Consider the following 19,255-nt stretch of genomic DNA (forward strand, 5'->3'; position numbering starts at 1 on the left):
TTCTTGCCCGATTCTGATGTTGAAAATCCTTTTCGCTAACGGGTAAATTGAGACCCACCTTCGGCGGCCAGCGAAGGCCTTGTTTATCACAGTTCGCTGCCTGGCCGGCTCGTAAAAGACCGATAACAAGTATGAACGTGATAAGCACTCACTAGGCATAACTCGAATAGTCATGTGGGCCTCAAGCTCGAATAGCAAGGCGGAGATAGCTTATCTTATGGAACCTCAAGAGATCAATGTCGGTATCGATACCAGCAGTAAACAACTCGATATTTATGTGAGACCTACTGGCCATTTCTTTAGTGTTGCCAATGATAAAAATGGCATCAAGGAGGCCATTAAAAAACTACAACCTCTTAAACCCCAAAGAGTATTAATAGAGTCTACAGGAAGACTAGAATTAGAATTCGTTTGTGCTGCTCATAAAGCGGGACTGCCGATAGTTGTTTGCAATCCTTCACAAGTAAGAAACTTTGCAAAGTCAGCGGGGCGGCTCGCAAAAACAGATAAGCTGGATGCAATTGATATCGCACATTTTGGTGAAGCAATGAAGCCAAGATTGTCATCAATCAAACCAGAAAAACTTAGAAATATTAGTGATTTACTGACGGTCAGGAACCAGTGCTTAGAGATGAGCACAATGCAAAAGAATCGTCTCAAAAGAATGCCCAAATCTGTTCACAAGCCCATTCAGGCTATCTTAAAAGCCATCAAGAAAGAGCTAGAAGGGGTCGATAAGCAACTTGATAAACTTGTTAACAGTGTTGCCGAATGGCGACAAAAACGCGATCTCTTATTAAGCGCTAAAGGAGTCGGCAATGTACTGGCTTACACGCTAATGAGCGAACTTCCTGAACTGGGCAAGTTGAACCGCAAAGAGATTGCGGCACTTGTGGGTGTCGCCCCGATGAATCGTGATAGCGGCAGCTTCCAGGGTAAACGCTATATTCGAGGTGGGCGACATCGTGTACGCACGGTTTTGTTTGTTTCTATGATGTCAGCAATACAATGTCACCCTATATTAAAGCCAATGTATGAGCGCCTGGTCGCTGCCGGTAAACCAAAGAAAGTGGCCCTTATCGCATGTATGAGGAAGCAACTTACCATTCTAAATACGATGGTAAAAAACAACACTTACTGGGATGAGAAAATGGCTTAAATACTTGACAAAGGACCATAGTCACTTGTTAACCAATCCTCGCGTGGACTTTGACTGGGCGATCCCTGTACCCGAACTCAACGCTAAAAATAAGTTTGCCATATTTTGAAAGATCTATTAGATCCTCCATTTCAATACGACCGCTCCAAATCTCACCAGGGGCTAGAAGTATTGGAAAGTTCTGATGCGTGTGACTTTGAAACCTCTGATCTGTTTTGGTTAAAGTCGATCCATTTTTGGAGGTATGGCTGGCCTCAATTTTTGTAATTGTTCCAGCAACTCTACCAACATTGACAATTTCTTTATGGCAGTAGGATGCCAAAGTGGAGCTTGTGCCATGCTCCGACACTTCTTTAGAAATTACTCGTGAGTCTGGGTAGCAAGTATTTGGCTTTAACTTTACCTTCATCCGGGCGTTACTCAAAAAGAAATTAAAGAAATTCCAACTTAGAGCAATCGTTGCAACTACCGCGCCCCACCATTTTATAAAATCGATATCTTCCACAGAACTTCCTTAAAGTGGCTAACGTTGCCAGAAAGGGCAGCCGAAGCGGAGCGTAAGCTGTCCAGCCCAGCCTCCGGCTGGGCGAGCTTGCCTGGCCTGGTTATAGCTGGCGCGCACTGAACAACCTACTTGCTCTCTGCCAGCCACCGCTGGCTGGCCACTGCCCGATAAATTTACTAGGAAAAATACCATACTTTTCCAACCAGTTAACTAGCTGATTGGCACTCCACAATGGTGCAACTGAATTGCAGGGCTTACTTGCTTTAAACGAAGGCACTTGAGCGAAACTACGGTGCCAGCTTGCAGATAAACTCTCTGGAGGAGAGTGTTCAGGTAGAGCTTGGTACTTGCAGCAACTACATACGATCTAAAAATTGACCGCCACAATAACGACGCCGGCAGGGGCAGCTTACCTTGTACGCTTTTTGCGCGAAAATAGGAACGCAGCGACCTGCACAAAACGTGCACAAGGTAAGCTGTCCCGCGGAGGGCCGTCGGCCCGGAGCAAACTGCCCGGCTTTGTTAAGGTTTACGGGGCCGGATGTCACTAGGATTTACCCCTATCCTCTTTACTTGCCACAAACCAGAACTCATATGAAAAGCTACTATTTTTTCTCCGACCTGGACATTAGGAGAACCGCACGAGCCAAGCTCAATTCCGATTAATTTCTTTTCTGAGCCGGCGCCTAATAATGTTTCCACGATCGATACTATAATGGTGCGATCATATAGGCCCGATATTTCTATGGGAGGGAATTGGTCTTCAGTAACATTTTCGATGCTTTTTACTCTGCGGCTAGTGACATACCCTACATAAATGCCTTTCGAATTTTTTATCAAGTGGGCAGTGGTTTCCTGCGGTATTTCACAAGCATTTGTCACTTGGCAGATAAGACCAAGAAGTAGAACCGCAATGTATTTCATTGCTTGAAACCTTAACGCTCTGCGCACAGGCGAGCGAAACGTAGTGTAGCGAGTCCAGCCCGCGCTTTTTGCGGGCGATTGTGCAGTAGTTTGTTATAAGCTTTTGCCACGATGCTTCTTCCTTAACGCCCTAGCACTAACTGGCTTTAGTGGGCAGTATTTTGCAAAAATAAACTCAGCTAAAAACGGACCCGCTAGTAGTAAGGAGCCAAAAACCAGTAAACTTTGAAATCTCAACCCCAAGTAAATAGCAAAGATAGGTATAAACGCCCATCCGAATGCTATTACCCTCTTAGATAAGGCTGTATATTCATACTGGAAAAAGCATTTATCACAATGCATTCTACTTGAGAAAGATAACATCTTTACCTTTACAGTTTTTCCATTACATTTTGGGCATTTTCTCAACATGAATTATAACGTTACCAGCAAGGGCAGCCGAAGCTTAGCGTAGGCTGTCCAGCCCAGCCACCAGCTGGGCGATCTTGCCTGGCCTGGTTATAGCTGGCGCGCACTGAACGACCTACTTGCTCTCTGCCAGCCACCTATGGCTGGCCACTGCCCGATAAATTTACAGGGAAAAATACCATACTTTCCCCACCAATTAACTAGCTGATTGGCACTCCATAATGGTGCAACTGACTTGCAGGGATTGTTGACTTAAAACGAAGGCACTTGAACGAAACTGCGGTGCTAGCTTGTAGGAAAACTCTCAGGAAAAGCATGCGCAGATAGAGATTGATGCTTGCAGCAACTACAAAATATCTAAAAATTGACCATCTCAATAATGGGCCAGAACGTAGCGGCGAAGCCGCGGAGTGAAAGTCCAGCCCCGCAGGGGAGTCGATGATTGATTTGTTATGATTTTTCCTCACTTTCTATACACTACAATTTTAGTGAGAACCCCCGCTTCATTAAACATAAATCCGGATATTTCGTTCGTAGCAGTGTCATACATATACACGCTTCTACCATCTGGATTGTTGTCTATATAAGCAGGCTTCCCAAGTAGCGCAATTGTATCTTCCTGAGAAGCTTCGCCAACTTTTAGTGCACTATAGTCAAGGCGCGAGGTCTCTCGTACTTGAGTTGTACTACATGAGGTCAAAAATAGTACTGCAATGCAGAGAAAAACTTTGATTTTCATTTCAACGCTCTCTAAGAATCATAACGCCCGCAACAGGGACAACCAATGCTGTGCACCTTTTGTGCAAAACTGGGAGCGCAGCGACCTGCACAAAAGATGCATAGCGTTGGGTGTCCCGCGGAGGGCCGGAGCAACCTGCTTGCGTTTGTTATGCACGGGTAGCCCTAAACTCTAAAATAGTTTTCGGCATGCTATAGCGATCTATAGTCTTTTCCACAAAGAACGAGATATCCCATTTTTTGTTGAAGAGCCTACGTAAGTCAGCTTTGTCGAAGAAACGCTTAGCTTGATTATTTACAATGAAGAGGTTCGATTCAACTTTAGGGTAACCAGTTGATCCGTAATTGGTATCATTTTTCGAATTTACTCGGCCTATTAACATACCACCAGGCGTTAATACCCTATAAAGTTCGGATACTATCTCTTCAGTTTTATTCCAATCGAAGTAATGTAAGCAAAGACTTGCTACGACCACTTCAAAACTATTCGATTCATATGGCAATGGCTCGCTATGATCTAGCTCTTCAATATCCAACGGATCATTTCGCACCAAGTCAGTCGCTATCAGTTTACTCGCAATAGATCTAAGAATCTGCGTATCTATACCCGTACCTGCACCAAGCTCTAGAACTGACTTCCCCTTTATCTCTTTTACCCAGCTGTCTAGCCACTTGTAATCAGATTTCATATTAGATTCAGTGCAAAACGCAGCAAGCATCGAAGAGCGAATCGAGTCCGGTGCCTTGCTTTGTTATACTTGCTTTGTGAATGTTTCTAACAAGCGATTGAAAATTTGGTACTCTCTGTTTTTTACAGTTTCTTCGGATGGGTTATACATACCATCAAAGGACCTAGAAATATCGGCCTCGACCACATAGTACCCTTGGTTAAGGTATACCACCCCACACAAAAGCCACTGAGATGGCCCCATTTTGAAGGCTACGTAAAAACCTTTATTGCCATTAATCTCGATTTCAGTGTTCACGAGCTGCTCCGCCGTGTCAACCTCCCGATAGGGCTGCATTTTGGTTAATTGATTAAACAGACCTTCCGAATGTTTAGATATATCATCAATAGAAGGAGTATTAACTAATGTGACATGATAATAATTAATATTAAACGCAGCTGGCCCAAACACTACCTTTGTGTACTTTTCTTCCTGGTGTTCGTGAACCTTTGTGTACGTCCACTCATATCCATCAATGCTTGGAGGATGCGGCAAGCCCACCTGAAACACACAACCCTCGGCAATATACATATCACCTTCGACCTCTCCTTCTAGAAACTTTGGCGCTGGTATAAGGCCTCCAATAATTCCTCCCGTTCCAGAACACGCTGTTACAAACACGCACAAGAAAAAAAGAACGACTTTTTTCAATTTAGTTCTCCTTTGTTTGAAGAGGTATAACGCCCGCATTTGCTTCTGGTTTGGAGCGCAGCGGAAAACCAGTGATCTTGCCCCATTTTAACGGACACCTCGTCTGTTTGACTTTGGTGTCCGTTAAAATGGGGCAAGATCAACGTCCCGTTGCTGCGCCTTGTTAAGCCCTTACTCCCAGAGCTCCAGGTACTTGCTATGGAGCTCTTTCCGCTCTTGATCTGACATATTTGAAATTGCCAAACCTTTGGCGCACCTATTTTCGATCACATACTCCTGCCAGCTTGGAGGGAAATCTGAAAGCCTTACTTCTGGCTCAGGCCGCTTAAAGTGAACTAGCTTGAGAGTAAAGTAACTAAACTCTTCTGCTCCACGCATAACTTGGAAAGATTGCCAGAAATGCATATGCCCGAAGAGAACAGAAAGCATCAAAACGAGCGAAAAAAATGGAATAAATCGCTGGGCTTTTGCAACTATACCAAGCCCCAACTCCAAAAGTGACCAGATAGCAAGTAACAGGAATACTACCGTATACATCCAAAAAGGATTCAATGAATCCGGATGGTAGTCCCACACGTCCTCAAAACTCCAGCATTCGAATGTAGTTACCGTCATAAAAATATGGAATCGGAAGAAAATCAGAACTGCCGTAACCGACAGCACCAGCACCGTTAATCTCCAATAATTTGATTCCACGTATCTCATTTTACTTTGGCTTAACGCCGGCCACAGCGGCTGGCAAAGCTGGCGGTTTTTGTGCTGAAAGCACAAAAAGTGACAGGTTTGACAGTCCGTTGCTGGCCCTTGTTAAGCGCCTAGCCATATAAGTACCCCAAACTAACAAAATTTGAATTAAGCCAATAAGGATAAGCCCCCTTACCTTTGACCAAACTCTCCAAAAGAGACTTGAAACTGTATGCGATTATGGGAGATTCACTTGTTGCATGAAGCTCCCAGAAGCTATCGTAACAGTAGCCAAACTGGGGATTTCCCAGATTAATGCTTATTGCTTGTTCCGGGCCATTTCTTGCGATGATATAGAAATTGTTAGAAATATCATCTTTAGTTATTTCTTCCTCAAATCCTTCAGGCAGTATATCTGGATTAGCAGGAATTAATTCTTCCGGTGAAGAGATCTTGAACCAATAGTCACTTCCCTCAAATAGAAGCACACCACCGCAGAGTGAATAAAACTCTTTTAGATCATCTGGAAGATCTATTTCGGGAATACTTGAAGGTGGAAATACCTTGCAGCTTTCCATCTCACCGATCTGTCGGAGTAATTCTCTCATTCTCTAGTCGCCTAAACTCTCTCTGCGCTTAACGCCGCCAACAAAGGCCGAGTGGTAGCGAGGTCCAGCCGCGCTTTTCGCGACGATTTTGCTTGGCCTTGTTAGCATTTTTCTTTGAGGCTGTAAGATGCATACCCCGAACGTTTTCCTTTTTTGTACTTTTCATGCCTTCCGAGTTTTTTAATACAGCCCACATCAATTCGCCGTTCTTCGGCGACATATTGAACGAGCGTAAAGTAATTCTTCGGATTTTGGCAATCCAACCTTCTAGGATTACAGAAGAATTCAGCAGGACCTATATTCCTACTGTTTCCCTTACAGATTCTTAAATAAGGTTGTTTCTTACACAAGACTCCTGCATGAGCTTGAAATATATTCTCACTAGGTAGAGATATCACAAGATTTTCCTCTCCCATACATAGGCTCGACAACAAGAAGCTTGCAACTAATAAGATGCCCCTCACTTTATACTCCGAAATGCTAACGTCGCGCTCAGCCGCAGCTTACTTTGGACATATTATGCGCAAAAATGGGAGCGACAGCGACCGCGCAAAATATGCCCAAAGTAAGATGTCGGGCTGCAGCGCTTTGTTATGGCTGAACGATATCAATTGTACCCATGCCATCCACTACTTCATTAACTTTGTGCAAGTTTTCTGAACTTGGCTTTAAAACAAAAGCGGGCCTGCATGGGTCTTGTAGTATTCTGTATTTTACAGCTTTTGATCCAATAGAATAAGGTTGATTCGCCAGCACAGCTGATGGCAACGCCTCCCTCTTAACAGCAACAAGGTATCTACCTTGCTCGAAATTCTCAGGCATATAACTGTAATCCTGCCAGAACGCATCCAACTCATATTCTTTATCATCACCTAGAAGATAACTTTCAATCTCAAAAGAAATTAACGAATATGAAGCCGTCTTTGCCACCGGGTTTCTATCAAAATAAATGAACTTAGATACATGACCAATAAAAATTGCGTCAGCATTTTCAATGTAGTCAAAATCAAGAGGTTCAGGAAATAAACAGGCTTTCACTGAACTTGAGCCCGTAGAGGCCAACAAAAACAATGAAAAAATTAATAATTTAGAATTTCTCATACTAGCCATCAATGGTTAACTCTGAGCCATAACAGTTAATTCAAAAGCAGCGTCTACATATCACCCTTCTATATAATTCTGCTGTCCTCAATCAAAGCCAACTCAAAAACCTAGTAAAGTCAAAGAACTACATTGAGTGTCACAAAATAAAACAGGTAGATATATAGCAGCGTCTTTATAATTCCACGCTCTCCCTGCTTTATATCACTTTTCACATCCGTTAAAAATCAACAAGTTATAGAGTTTTCCCTAGAAATAGGAGAAGCGTCTTTTGAATTCTGATATACGAAGCAGGGCTTAGCTGTCAGTACTGTATTTCACCAACCTACTATGCACACATGTCCTAACTGGAAGGATGCACTACCACGTAGAAAATTGGCTTTCTCAGTACACGGTCTTGAAGAATCGGGTACCTCCCCTGAAAAAAACAACAACAGTTTTTTTTGAGCAAAGAAAAGTGAAAGCCCTTACCTCAAAAGCAAAACATCCCGCTTCTCTATTAAAGTTCTCATAAAATCACAGGGTCGCTAATAGCCATCTCTCCAGCGCTTGATAAGCCATCCATAGTGGTTTGTCCTCCACTCTGCTATTCTGCGCCCCCTATAAAGAAGCTCTTCGAACTTTGGCCTGGACCTTTCTGTCCAGATCTACCCCGATTGCATGCTTCAAGAACATCAGGTTTGGGCTTGCCGTTCATTATTTGATCGAACGCTTCTGCTCATTAAGCCCCCAGGAAACCTGCCCCCTACCCCAATCTGAGCCGACCGCCACTCCTGCGGAGCTCTTGGGGTTTGCGAACACTTTTGTAACTTACTGATTTTCTTAGAGAAAAATGCCAAAAACCGCAAACAAGACTAAGGCCGCGAAACCCGAACACACCCCCATGATGCAGCAATACATGCGCATCAAGGCCCAGCATCCCCAAGAGCTGGTGTTCTATCGTATGGGGGACTTTTACGAGCTGTTCTTTGATGATGCCAAGAAGGCAGCTGAGCTGTTGGATGTCACTCTTACTGCGCGTGGCAAGTCCGGGGGTGAGCCTATACCCATGGCCGGTATTCCCTACCATGCAGCTGAGGGCTACTTGGCGCGGCTGATTAAAGCTGGTGTTTCCGTTGCCATCTGTGAACAAATCGGTGATCCCGCCACCAGCAAAGGGCCGGTTGAGCGCCAGGTAGTACGTATTGTTACTCCGGGCACGGTCACGGACGAGGCACTTCTCAACGATCGCCGCGATAACCTCCTGGCTGCTATTTCGCACTTGGGCGATGTATTTGGCGTGGCACTGCTGGACCTGGCAACCGGTCGTTTTGTGGTTCAGGAAACAGATTCTCTGGAAGCCCTGGCCGAGCAGGTTCAGCGCCATAACCCGGCTGAGCTACTCGCGCCAGAAGACCTCTCTTTGCCAGTGGAAATTGAACGCCGTGCCGGTGTACGCCGCCGTGCGCCTTGGGAGTTCGAGCTGGAAACCGCCCTGCGCCTGCTCAATCAACAATTTGGCACCATGAACCTGGAAGCCTTTGGTTGCAGTCATATGCACGGCGCCATAGTGGCCGCTGGCTGCCTGCTGCAATATGCACGGGATACCCAGCGCACTGAGCTGCCACACATTCGCGGCCTGCACACCGAAAGCGGCGATGAAACCGTGGCCCTGGATGGCGCCAGCCGTCGCAATCTGGAAATCGATCTGAACCTGAATGGCGGCGATGATAATACCCTGCTGTCGGTTCTCGACAGCTGTAAAACCGCCATGGGTAGTCGCCTGCTGCGCCGCTGGCTGAACAACCCGCTGCGCCAGCTCACTACCCTGCGCAACCGCCAGGATGCCATTGCTGCATTGATTGAAGAGTATGGTTTCGAGCCCCTGCGCGATGCCCTCAAACCCGTGGGTGATATGGAGCGCATTCTGGGCCGCCTGGCACTGCGTTCCGCACGCCCCCGCGACCTGGCAAGGCTGGGTCAGTCTCTGGCACAGTTCCCCGAAATCCTACAGCAGCTAAATGAATCAAATGCCACTCTAATAAAAGAGTTATGCGGTCAGATCGGTGAATGGCCTGAAACTGTTGAGTTGCTGCAAAAAGCGATTATTGAAAATCCGCCTGTCGTGATACGTGATGGCGGCGTAATCGCCACCGGCTACGATGAAGAGCTGGATGAGCTGCGCGCTATCAGTGAGAACGCAGGGGATTACCTGGTACAGCTGGAACTGCGCGAAAAAGAGCGCACCGGTATCCCCACATTGAAGGTGGGTTACAACCGGGTGCACGGCTACTTTATTGAAATCAGCCGTGGACAGAGTGACAAGGCACCGGCGGAATATATCCGCCGCCAAACCCTGAAGAATGCCGAACGCTTTATTACTCCCGAATTAAAAGAGTTCGAAGACAAGGCACTTTCAGCCAAAAGCCGCGCCCTGGCGCGAGAGAAGGCCCTCTATGAGGCGCTGATTAATCAACTGAATGAGTCTCTGGCTGAGCTGCAAGCCGCTGCGGCTGGTATTTCTGAATTGGATGTTCTGGCCTGCTTGGCTGAACGTGCCGACAACCTGCGCCTGTGCCGCCCTGAGCTGGGCACCGATCCTGGCCTGCATATCACCGGTGGACGTCACCCGGTGGTGGAACAGGTATTGGACGAACCCTTTGTCGCCAACGATATCGAGCTGCGCGACGATCGCCGTATGCTGGTCATTACCGGCCCGAATATGGGTGGTAAATCTACCTATATGCGCCAGACTGCGCTGATTGCCCTGCTGGCGCACTGCGGCAGCTATGTCCCAGCAGACAGCGCCCAGATCGGTCTGCTGGATCGCATCTTTACCCGTATCGGCAGTGCCGATGACCTGGCCGGTGGCCGCTCCACCTTTATGGTGGAAATGACCGAGACCGCTAATATCCTGCGCAATGCCAGTGAACACAGCCTGGTACTGATGGATGAAATCGGCCGCGGCACCAGTACCTATGATGGTCTTTCCCTGGCTTGGGCCTGCGCTCATTACCTGGCCGGAGAAGTGCGCGCCTTCACCTTGTTCGCCACCCATTACTTCGAGCTGACCGATCTACCCAATCAATGTGCCGAAGCAGCCAACATCCACTTGGACGCCACAGAGCACGGTGAGGGCATCGTCTTCCTGCATCGCATTCAGGAGGGACCCGCCTCCAAAAGTTACGGTTTACAAGTGGCCAAGTTGGCGGGGATTCCCGCCGATGTACTCACAGAGGCCCGTACTCGCTTGGCGGCCTTGGAGGCCGGCGCCCAGTCAGTAGATGTACCCGTAGTGACTCCCAAGTCCACTCAAGCACCTGAGCAGGCAACGGAAACGACTATAGCGCCAGTGCTCTCAGCACCAACTCAAGCTGATTCTCCCCAACAGGTCGATCTGTTCGGCAGTCCCAGCCACCCGGCAGTGGACGCGCTGGAGGAGCTGGACCCAGACGATCTGACCCCGCGCCAGGCCCTGGAAGCGCTCTATGCTTTACGCAAGTTATTGAAGTAAAAGGCTGGGCGGCAATTGTCGCCCAGTGCAACTTGTTATAAACAGTGAACTAAATCGACTGAAAAGCCACTACAATTCGCGCCAGTAATTGATAGAATCCGTGCACGAAAGAATCAGTGCACTATTGAGGGACAATCATGACATTCGTAATTGGGGAAAACTGCATTAAGTGCAAATACACCGACTGTGTAGAGGTTTGCCCGGTAGACTGTTTTTACGAAGGCCCTAACTTTCTAGTGATCCATCCCGACGAGTGTATCGACTGCGCCCTGTGCGAGCCGGAGTGCCCCGCCAATGCGATTTTCTCTGAGGACGAAGTGCCCGATGATCAACAGGAATACATCGAGTTGAATGCCGAACTCGCCGAGGTTTGGCCAAATATCACCGAGAAAAAAGACCCGCTACCCGATGCCGAAGAGTGGGATGGCAAGAAAGGCAAGCTCGACCTTCTCGAGCGATAGCAAAGCACAAAAAGCCGTCTCTGACGGCTTTTTTCTTTTCTGGTCCAGATAAAATTGCCGCATTAAATGAGAATAATAATATTTACGGTATCGAGCATTTTCCTATGCCTGTCTCTGGCAGTACTGGCAGAACCCAAAGAGAAAAAACGTATTGCCCTGGCTTTTAGTGGCGGGCCTGTGCCGGGCATAACCGAATCCCTGTTACACCAGCTTGAAGCCCTGCAAATACCCGCAACTTTCTTTCTGGTTGGCAAGGATATGGAGCGTTATCCCAATCAAACACACGCCATAGTGCGTGCCGGCCACCAGGTGGGAAGTCACGGTTACTCCTATGTCGACTTGGCAAATCTACCTTTGAGTAGTGCCAAAGCAGAGATTAAAAAGACCTGTCTGCTTTTACAGCATCATAGCTATCGAGAAAAACCGGCGATCCTGCCCCCTTTTGGCCGTATCTCTGAAGAACTTGGCAGCCTTTTGGCTGCACAAAACTTCGAGTTGGCTCAATGGGACCTTCAGCCTCACCTGCATGTGGATATGAGCAGGCCCGAGCTCATCGCCGACTACATAGTTCAGAATGCCAAAGACCGCAGCGTGGTGATGCTGCACCCAATGTATGCGCATGGTGAGGAGGTGACAGCAGCACTGCCTCTCATCCATGCACAGGCCACGAAACAAGGGTTTTACTTTGTTAGCCTCGATAAGGTCACAGATACTGGCGGTGATAGAAATTTGTAATTAGCGACTCCATTCACTACCAATTAAGAGGTTGGGAGTCTGCCCCCCAAAGTTTTGCAACCGGTTCCCTCTATCTTAACTGGAGACCACCATGCTACGTTGGGCCATCATTTTCCTGGTTATTGCACTGATAGCCGCATTTTTCGGTTTCAGTGGTATCGCCACCACAGCGACAGAAATCGCTAAAATCCTCTTCTTCATCTTTATTGTGCTTTTTGTCCTGACATTGATTTTTGGCAGGGGCCGGCCACCCAAGTAGTACCCTTGCGCTATACAAGATTTTACCCCGGTAATTCACCGGGGTTATTTTTGGTGGGGCGTTCTGGTTGGTACCAGGTCCAGCACTTCTGCCAGGTGGTTGAAGCCCAGCACCAGCTCCATAACCCCCAAGGCTTCCAATAACTCATCATCCCCCGCTCCCAGCTTGCGTGCCTCAGCGATCAGGTGCTGCCGGTGATCGTCTGGGGATGTATTGGCGTTGCGAGCTAGGTCAAACAGTGCATGCTCCTTCTCGGAAAAGTGCACATTCTTTGGGTCTGTGCGAATACGCATGACTTCATCGGGGGTTACCCCGAGCATTTGCAGGGAGGTACTGTGGTGGTAAATGCCATAGTCGCAGTGATTATCCGCAGAGACCGCCAAGCCAATAGCCTCCTTCAGCTGGGCGGAAAGACAGCCGTGTAACATCACTGCCTTGAACTTCTGCCAATTAGCTAGCAGCAGTCCTTGGTGGTGGGCATAAATCCTAAACAGGCTGGGAATCCCACCCAGCTCATCCTGAATTTCTGCAAATACCCTGATGGCTTCATCTGAATCAGGGGTCTCCACTAAAGGAATGCTACTCATCGTTCACCTATCCGTTGTCAAACCGGCTCTGTCTAATGGCAGAAATAACTTCCTGGCGCCATAATACACTGTATATAATCACAGCATGAAAAAGATTATCCACTGCGACTGTGATTGTTTTTACGCTTCGGTCGAAATGCGAGACGATCCCAATCTTCGCGGGCGCCCACTCGCCGTAGGTGGTAGCAGTGACCGCCGCGGGGTAATCTCTACATGCAATTATGAAGCTCGCAGTTACGGCGTGCGCTCCGCCATGCCAACCGCCCAGGCCAAAAAACTCTGCCCTGACTTGATTGTAGTACCCGGCAACATGGCCAAATACCGTGAAGTCAGTCAGCAGATCCGCGAAATTTTCCTCGATTACTGTGATGATATTGAGCCCCTATCGCTGGATGAGGCTTTTCTAGATGTCAGTAATAGTGGGCGCTGCCACGGTAGCGCTACATTAATGGCGGAGGAGATCCGCCAAAGAGTGAGAGAGACCCTTGGTATTACGATCTCAGCCGGCGTCGCCCCAAACAAGTTCCTGGCCAAGATCGCCAGTGACTGGCGTAAACCCGATGGACTCACGGTAATCACGCCAGAGGAAGTAGATCAATTCGTATTGCGTTTACCGGTGAACAAAATCCATGGTGTGGGCCGAGTAACAGCAGAGAAAATGCACCGCCAAGGAATTCACACCTGTGCCGACCTCAGGCGCTATTCCCAGGTGGAGTTGAGTAAAACCTTTGGGAAGTTTGGGCGCCGTCTCTATGAACTGAGCCGCGGCATCGACGATCGCCCAGTGAGTGGAGATGGCTCTCGCAAGAGTGTCAGTGTGGAGCGCACCTTTAACAAGGATCTCTGTGAGTTTAACGAATGGTTGGAGGAAATGACTCACCTGTATACGCGACTGCTGGAACGCCTGGAAAAACTCGGCGATCGCTATGAAGTTAATGGCGCCACCGTAAAGGTAAAATATGCTGACTTTTCCCAGAGTACTCATGAACGCAATAGTCGCGCAGGTCGAATTTCTGAATTTCGCCAGTTACTGCAGGAATGCTGGGATAAACGATCGACTCCCATTCGCCTGCTTGGCGTAGGTCTGAGACTAACAGATCTGCGCGCCGAACACGGTCCCTTACAACTGCCTCTACCACTGCCGGATTCGCCGACACATCACTAACCGGGAGACTTCTCAAGCAAATTATTTTTTATAAATAGTTTGCCCTGCCCCCGCAGAATCGGTCGCATTTTTTCTGTCATATTTTCAAACAAAGCGAACATCGACAATTTTAAAGAAAACACTCTTTATTAAGAGAATTTTTGAGTCAAAAAAAGTCATTGCGCGCCAATTACCCCTCAGAAAAAGGTTTAAAGCGCCAAACGACCGTTCATCAAGTTATGGCGTTACCCGTTACCCTCTGTAAGCCCTGGCTAAGCAGGGGCATCTATACTTCGCAGGCCAAGAGAACTTGGGCCGATCTAAAAGCAAGAGGCATCCAAAGTCGTTCACTTGGATAAAAAATTTAATGTCTAAACCGACTACAATTTTTATGATCAACGACGCATAAATCCAGACCTAAGCCACCTCTGGCTTTCGGGTTCACTGCGTACGGAGGCACAACACTTTGTCTCGCAAAGCATTCAAACAATTTTCTGATGAAAAACTGCTCGAGCATTACCGGGAGAAACGCAGTCTTGCTGTATTTGAGCCACTGTATAACCGCCACAAAGACGCTCTCTATCGCTACTGCGTACAAATGGCACCCTCTTCAACCACACAGTTGCTACAGGCCCTGTGGGAAAATATCTTACAGAACCCTCCGCAACTTCATGGCCGGCTATTTAGAAACTGGCTGTTTATTCAAGTCAACAAAGCTCTGCGGGAACATGTAGACAGCACTACACGATCTGAGGCATTAACCAGTGAGAGTAAGGTTGTCGCAGCTATTCAAAAACTCCCCAAGCTTCAGCGCAACGTATTACTACTGCATATGGAGTGCAAACTCTCCCTGGCCTCAGTAGCGGATATAGAGCGTATTTCACTGAAAAAATGTCGAGAGTATTACCAGTTGGCTCGACAACAAATTGAAACCCTGATCTACGGATCTCAAGCAAAACCCTGGCAAGTGGAGGCCATAAAAGAGTGATTGAGGTAGAAGCATGAGTAACTGGGAGCACCAATACCGCGAAGAGGCGTCAGCTTTTACCTCACCGCAAAAGTTAGACAGTGGAATCTTATTACAGGCAAAAGGCTATCAACCGAAAAAGGATATAGGCCGAATCTTATCCGGAGCCTCCCTGAGTTGCGCTTTGGTGACCGCTTTTTTAATGTTGGTACATCCGGCACAGCACCTTGGTGCCCGAACCCCCGCTATGACTCAGAATAATGAGATTCAACTAACCACTCAGGAAATTGCCCAGTGGCAACCTCCTCGGCCAGAACCTGAAGTAAAGGAAGACCCATGGCAGACATTACGCAGCCAGGTTAGTGCCGAAAACTATGTTGCTCTTTGCCAAGAATGGCGCCAACAACAAAATAATATTGCGGAACCGGTCTTACCCCGAGAACTGCGTAAGGCAGCGCAGAAACGCTGTCGGATTCTGCCATAGAAACAGTAGCTCTCTTACCAGTGTGCTACGTCTATTTCTACACTTAAGCATCAGTGTCGTTGCAGTGCAAAATGACACTTATAAACAATAAAGTTACAAAGAGTGAGCTGGCCGTGGTGGGCATCTATGGCGCGGGTGGCTCCAATGCCGGTGATAACCAAGCTTTGAGGGCTTGGGTAACCGAAATGGACGGGGCCATGTTCGGTCCAACTGAAAAAAGTAGAGCCCGGGATTTTCTAGTGGGGGCATCTCTACAGCAGAAGCACTTATTACTGCTTGGCTACAGCCGTGGGGGAACCACGGCCATCAACCTGGCCAATTTACTCGGTCGCAAAGGCATATCCCTAAACCACCTGATAATCTTCGATGCACATAGTGTCTTCGATAATAGAATTTTTTATCTCAGATATGACAATGTTCAGCAAGCGATCAATTTTCTGCAGAGAAACCCCAGAAGCGCTGGTCGATATGGCTGGTGGGGAACAAATCCCTACTGGGGAAGCCCACTAGTCTCTAACTTTATCAAAGTTCAAGAAATTGACTTTACCGGTGCATTCTTTAGAAAAGGGATGCCGGTTTCCCATTTAAATATCGTGCGTCAATCTCTTGCTTCGCTCTGACTTCTTAAACTCAAAGGCAGTGATAAAAAGTAGCAACAAAAATTCTTTACCCATAAAACTCTAGAGAGAGAACGGAAGGATAACCTACTCATAAACCCCAGCAGTTTTTTCAGCACAAGCAATCACTTAATTTCAACCATCCACTCCCAAACCGGTTTCTTGGCTGCTTCTGGGCTTGTATCAATAAATGGTTTACCCATGGTTCACTGAGCAAACCGGTTAATGCATTACTGAGCAATCTCTAATCTTCTTACAGAGTCTCTCCCAGCGTATTTAAGACTTCCCATATTCTTTTTAGAAATTAATTTTGACTGGGAATATTCCCTTTAGAGTACTATCTTCATTGATAATTTATTACATTGAAGACTCATATTCCTGTACCCCTTCGAAAAAGATAACAACTCTATATCAAACAAAACATTGTCTTTAGCCTAATATATCTACATTACCCTATTAACCTCAGATATCCGCTAAGCAAGTGAAATCGATATGCCATCAAAAATATTATCGCATCTTAGCCTACTCCTGATCTGCTTCGCCTTCTCAAGCCACGCCAAAGAATTGAAAATTGCCATATCTCAGGATGCCCCCCCCTATGTCATCAATCAGGCGAGGAGTGGATTAGAAGTTGATGTCATCACCCAGTCTCTTCCAAATTACACCATCTCATTTATCCAAATGGGCTGGGGGGAGATTCTTGGAGCAATAGAGCGAGGTATGGCAGAGGCTGAAGCGAATGTACACGAAAATAATAGAGACCTCTATTATTCAAATGACTATATAGCTTTTATCAACTACGCAATCAGCCGTAAAAAAGATCAAATTAAAATCAATCAACTAAAGGATCTAGTAGGACACCACGTAATAACCTGGACAGGAGCACACAAGGATCTTGGGCCAGAATTTAGCCAGCTCTTCTCTCCCGGAAAGATAGGTGCAAAGAATTATGTAGAATTAGAAAGCTCTCAAGATCAGGTAAGGGAATTCTGGAGGGAAGACAACTCAATTATAATCATTGATAAAAGTATTTTTTCTTATTTCTCCTATAAAGATGGCCACTCTATGAATGAGGTCGATATCCATACAATCGTTGTACCTGTTCTGACATTTAAAATGGCATTTAAAAACAAAGCAGACAGAGATGCCTTCAATCACGGTCTCAGACAGCTATGTAATAAAGGAATATACGAAGCTCTCCTAAAGCGATATAGCGTTGCACCAGAAGCCAACATCTGCAAAAACCTTTCGCAATAAGCTTGCTTTTAGGATTCTCCATCGCGGACTGGTTTTCATCAACCAAAAAATATCAGGTTGTGGGCTGTTAACACCTATCTGCCTTCTCCCTTGCTCGGCAATAAATCTTCAGGGGTGGCAGTGCAGGTATTAACAGCACCTATTTTGATCCACCTCAGCTATCAATAAGCCGATAAACCGCCATCCACAGCCAGTGCCTGGCCGGTAACATAAGTCATCTTCGGAGAGAGTAGCATTAACATAGCCGCTACTACTTCTTCCGGCTCACCAAGACGCTTCATCGGACAACCTTCGGCGAGAAAAGCCTGAACCTCTTCCGGGCTGGCCCCTGGGGCCTCCACAGAAGTCACCATTGGCGTCAGGCAATAGAATGGGCAAATGGCATTCACCCGAATACCGTACTTGGCGTTTTCCATTGCTGCAGTTTTGGTCAGTCCAATAACCCCATGCTTGGCGGCAGCATAGGAGGCAATTTTGGGTGCCCCCCCCAGCCCTGCCATAGAGGAAACATTGAGAACCACACCGCCTCGATCTTTCATTAATGGCAGCTGGTGCTTGAGACCGAAAAATACGCCCTTCAGGTTTACATTGTATTGATGGTCCATCATCGCTTCGTCAGTCTGCTTCAGGGACATCATCGGTGGAGCGATACCGGCATTATTAACCGCCATATTCAGGCCACCGAACTCAGACTCGGCCAGTCGCACCAGAGCAACGCAATCCGCTTCAGAGGAAACATCGCAACGTTGAGCGCGCACCTGGATACCATCACTACCCAAGTCATCAGCGAGTTGCATCAGGCCCTCTTCATTAATATCTCCAAGTACCAAGCGCGCTCCGCGAGATCCCAACTCTTTAGCCAGCAGTTTGCCAAAACCACTGGCGGCGCCGGTAATTAGGGCAACCTGGTTGTCGAAATCCAATATTGGATCTTGCATATTAAATTCCCCCACAGGAAGTCATTCCGCCATCCACCACTACGCATTCGCCCGTGGTGTAACTGGAGGCGTTGGAAACTAAGTAGAGTACTGTACCCGCCATCTCCTCAGGCTCGGCGTGACGGTGCATAGGGATATGGCCGATTGCGGTTTTATAAATATCCTCGTGGGTGAAGAGAGCCCCGGCAAACTTGGTTTTGGTCAGCCCAGGCAATAGGGCATTAACACGGATATTGAACTGGGCACACTCCTTGGCAAAGGCTTTGGTCATATTGACTACTGCCGCCTTGGTGATGGAATAGATTCCCTGCCCCACACCAGGCTGCAGGGCATTGACCGAGGCAGTATTCACAATCACACCACCACCCTGCTCACGCATCAACTTGCCCGCTTCCACAGACATAAAGAAATAGCCACGAATATTCACTTCAACCGTTTTTTCAAAAGCCGCGAGGTCGGTATCAAGGATATGACCAAAATAGGGGTTGGTAGCCGCATTGTTAATTAGGATATCCAGCCGCCCAAAGCGTTCGCGGACATCGGAAAACATTTTCTGGATATCTTCCATATTGCCGATATGGCAAGGCACCGCTTCCGCTTTACCGCCGGCATCGACAATCGCATCGGCAACAGCCTGACAGCCTTCAATTTTTCGGCTGGATACCAGCACATGGGCGCCCTGCTCAGCCAAAAGTTTGGCAATTGCCTCACCAATACCCCGGCTAGCACCGGTTACCAGAGCAATTTTTCCGGTGAGATCAAAAAGATTCTTTGCCATTTTTTTATCCTTATCATTTTTCCAAAGCA

General features: G+C 47.3%; 21 protein-coding genes. 10 read left to right on the forward strand and 11 right to left on the reverse strand.

From position 1 onward, the window contains the following. Positions 1 to 217: 217 nt before the first annotated feature. Positions 218 to 1,159, forward strand: a complete 942-nt coding sequence (locus ACJJIC_RS17700; RefSeq protein ID WP_444909085.1) for an IS110 family RNA-guided transposase — start codon at positions 218 to 220, stop codon at positions 1,157 to 1,159. 28 nt (positions 1,160 to 1,187) lie between these two features. Here the strand turns inward: ACJJIC_RS17700 and ACJJIC_RS17705 are convergent, their stop codons facing one another. The 8 genes from ACJJIC_RS17705 to ACJJIC_RS17740 all read right to left on the reverse strand — a co-directional run bounded on the left by ACJJIC_RS17705 (position 1,188) and on the right by ACJJIC_RS17740 (position 7,506). Then, positions 1,188 to 1,664: a hypothetical protein gene (locus ACJJIC_RS17705; RefSeq protein ID WP_444909084.1), complete on the reverse strand. Its 477-nt coding sequence runs from the start codon at positions 1,662 to 1,664 to the stop codon at positions 1,188 to 1,190. A 522-nt stretch (positions 1,665 to 2,186) separates the two neighbouring features. Beyond that, positions 2,187 to 2,588: a hypothetical protein gene (locus tag ACJJIC_RS17710; protein WP_444909083.1), complete on the reverse strand. Its 402-nt coding sequence runs from the start codon at positions 2,586 to 2,588 to the stop codon at positions 2,187 to 2,189. Positions 2,589 to 3,459: 871 nt separating this feature from the next. Further along, on the reverse strand, positions 3,460 to 3,735 hold the full coding sequence (locus ACJJIC_RS17715) for a hypothetical protein (RefSeq protein WP_444909082.1): 276 nt from the start codon (positions 3,733 to 3,735) through the stop codon (positions 3,460 to 3,462). Positions 3,736 to 3,883: 148 nt separating this feature from the next. Beyond that, the gene (locus ACJJIC_RS17720; protein WP_444909081.1) at positions 3,884 to 4,423 is read right to left on the reverse strand and encodes a class I SAM-dependent methyltransferase; all 540 of its coding nucleotides are present in this window, start codon (positions 4,421 to 4,423) and stop codon (positions 3,884 to 3,886) included. Between the two features lie 63 nt (positions 4,424 to 4,486). Then, entirely contained in the window at positions 4,487 to 5,113 is a 627-nt protein-coding gene (locus tag ACJJIC_RS17725; RefSeq protein ID WP_445357537.1) for a hypothetical protein, read from the reverse strand. Between the two features lie 171 nt (positions 5,114 to 5,284). Next, the gene (locus tag ACJJIC_RS17730) at positions 5,285 to 5,782 is read right to left on the reverse strand and encodes a hypothetical protein (protein WP_444909079.1); all 498 of its coding nucleotides are present in this window, start codon (positions 5,780 to 5,782) and stop codon (positions 5,285 to 5,287) included. 146 nt (positions 5,783 to 5,928) lie between these two features. Next, on the reverse strand, positions 5,929 to 6,405 hold the full coding sequence (locus tag ACJJIC_RS17735; protein ID WP_444909078.1) for an SMI1/KNR4 family protein: 477 nt from the start codon (positions 6,403 to 6,405) through the stop codon (positions 5,929 to 5,931). A 591-nt stretch (positions 6,406 to 6,996) separates the two neighbouring features. Next, positions 6,997 to 7,506: a hypothetical protein gene (locus ACJJIC_RS17740; RefSeq protein WP_444909077.1), complete on the reverse strand. Its 510-nt coding sequence runs from the start codon at positions 7,504 to 7,506 to the stop codon at positions 6,997 to 6,999. A gap of 832 nt (positions 7,507 to 8,338) precedes the next feature. Between ACJJIC_RS17740 and mutS the strand changes: the two genes are divergently transcribed. From mutS to ACJJIC_RS17760, 4 genes are all read left to right on the forward strand, one after another. After that, positions 8,339 to 10,999, forward strand: coding sequence for a DNA mismatch repair protein MutS (gene mutS / locus ACJJIC_RS17745; RefSeq protein WP_445357538.1), 2,661 nt, complete (start codon positions 8,339 to 8,341; stop codon positions 10,997 to 10,999). Between the two features lie 137 nt (positions 11,000 to 11,136). Next, on the forward strand, positions 11,137 to 11,460 hold the full coding sequence (gene fdxA / locus ACJJIC_RS17750; protein WP_252085117.1) for a ferredoxin FdxA: 324 nt from the start codon (positions 11,137 to 11,139) through the stop codon (positions 11,458 to 11,460). A 66-nt stretch (positions 11,461 to 11,526) separates the two neighbouring features. Further along, entirely contained in the window at positions 11,527 to 12,195 is a 669-nt protein-coding gene (locus tag ACJJIC_RS17755; protein ID WP_444938615.1) for a polysaccharide deacetylase family protein, read from the forward strand. 91 nt (positions 12,196 to 12,286) lie between these two features. Then, entirely contained in the window at positions 12,287 to 12,454 is a 168-nt protein-coding gene (locus ACJJIC_RS17760) for a DUF1328 domain-containing protein (protein WP_252085115.1), read from the forward strand. 44 nt (positions 12,455 to 12,498) lie between these two features. On the opposite strand, the gene ACJJIC_RS17765 is transcribed toward ACJJIC_RS17760, so the two are convergent. Continuing rightward, positions 12,499 to 13,041 carry a carboxymuconolactone decarboxylase family protein gene (locus tag ACJJIC_RS17765; RefSeq protein ID WP_252085114.1) on the reverse strand — a complete coding sequence of 181 codons (543 nt, stop codon included), beginning with the start codon at positions 13,039 to 13,041 and terminating at the stop codon, positions 12,499 to 12,501. An 85-nt stretch (positions 13,042 to 13,126) separates the two neighbouring features. On the opposite strand from ACJJIC_RS17765, the gene dinB reads away from it, so the two are divergent. From dinB to ACJJIC_RS17790, 5 genes are all read left to right on the forward strand, one after another. Beyond that, entirely contained in the window at positions 13,127 to 14,206 is a 1,080-nt protein-coding gene (dinB, locus tag ACJJIC_RS17770; protein ID WP_445357539.1) for a DNA polymerase IV, read from the forward strand. Positions 14,207 to 14,651: 445 nt separating this feature from the next. Beyond that, a complete protein-coding gene (locus tag ACJJIC_RS17775) occupies positions 14,652 to 15,173 on the forward strand; it encodes an RNA polymerase sigma factor (RefSeq protein ID WP_444909065.1) in 522 nt (173 codons plus the stop codon). Positions 15,174 to 15,186: 13 nt separating this feature from the next. Continuing rightward, positions 15,187 to 15,636, forward strand: a complete 450-nt coding sequence (locus tag ACJJIC_RS17780; RefSeq protein ID WP_444909064.1) for a hypothetical protein — start codon at positions 15,187 to 15,189, stop codon at positions 15,634 to 15,636. A gap of 71 nt (positions 15,637 to 15,707) precedes the next feature. Then, the gene (locus ACJJIC_RS17785; protein ID WP_445357540.1) at positions 15,708 to 16,256 is read left to right on the forward strand and encodes a hypothetical protein; all 549 of its coding nucleotides are present in this window, start codon (positions 15,708 to 15,710) and stop codon (positions 16,254 to 16,256) included. Between the two features lie 489 nt (positions 16,257 to 16,745). Further along, a complete protein-coding gene (locus ACJJIC_RS17790) occupies positions 16,746 to 17,510 on the forward strand; it encodes a substrate-binding periplasmic protein (protein WP_445357541.1) in 765 nt (254 codons plus the stop codon). A 161-nt stretch (positions 17,511 to 17,671) separates the two neighbouring features. On the opposite strand, the gene ACJJIC_RS17795 is transcribed toward ACJJIC_RS17790, so the two are convergent. After that, on the reverse strand, positions 17,672 to 18,448 hold the full coding sequence (locus ACJJIC_RS17795; RefSeq protein WP_252085108.1) for an SDR family NAD(P)-dependent oxidoreductase: 777 nt from the start codon (positions 18,446 to 18,448) through the stop codon (positions 17,672 to 17,674). Between the two features lies 1 nt (position 18,449). Next, a complete protein-coding gene (locus tag ACJJIC_RS17800; RefSeq protein ID WP_252085107.1) occupies positions 18,450 to 19,226 on the reverse strand; it encodes an SDR family oxidoreductase in 777 nt (258 codons plus the stop codon). Between the last annotated feature and the right edge of the window lie 29 nt (positions 19,227 to 19,255).

This window comes from Microbulbifer mixtoriginis (SeqCode), from assembly GCF_052468275.1.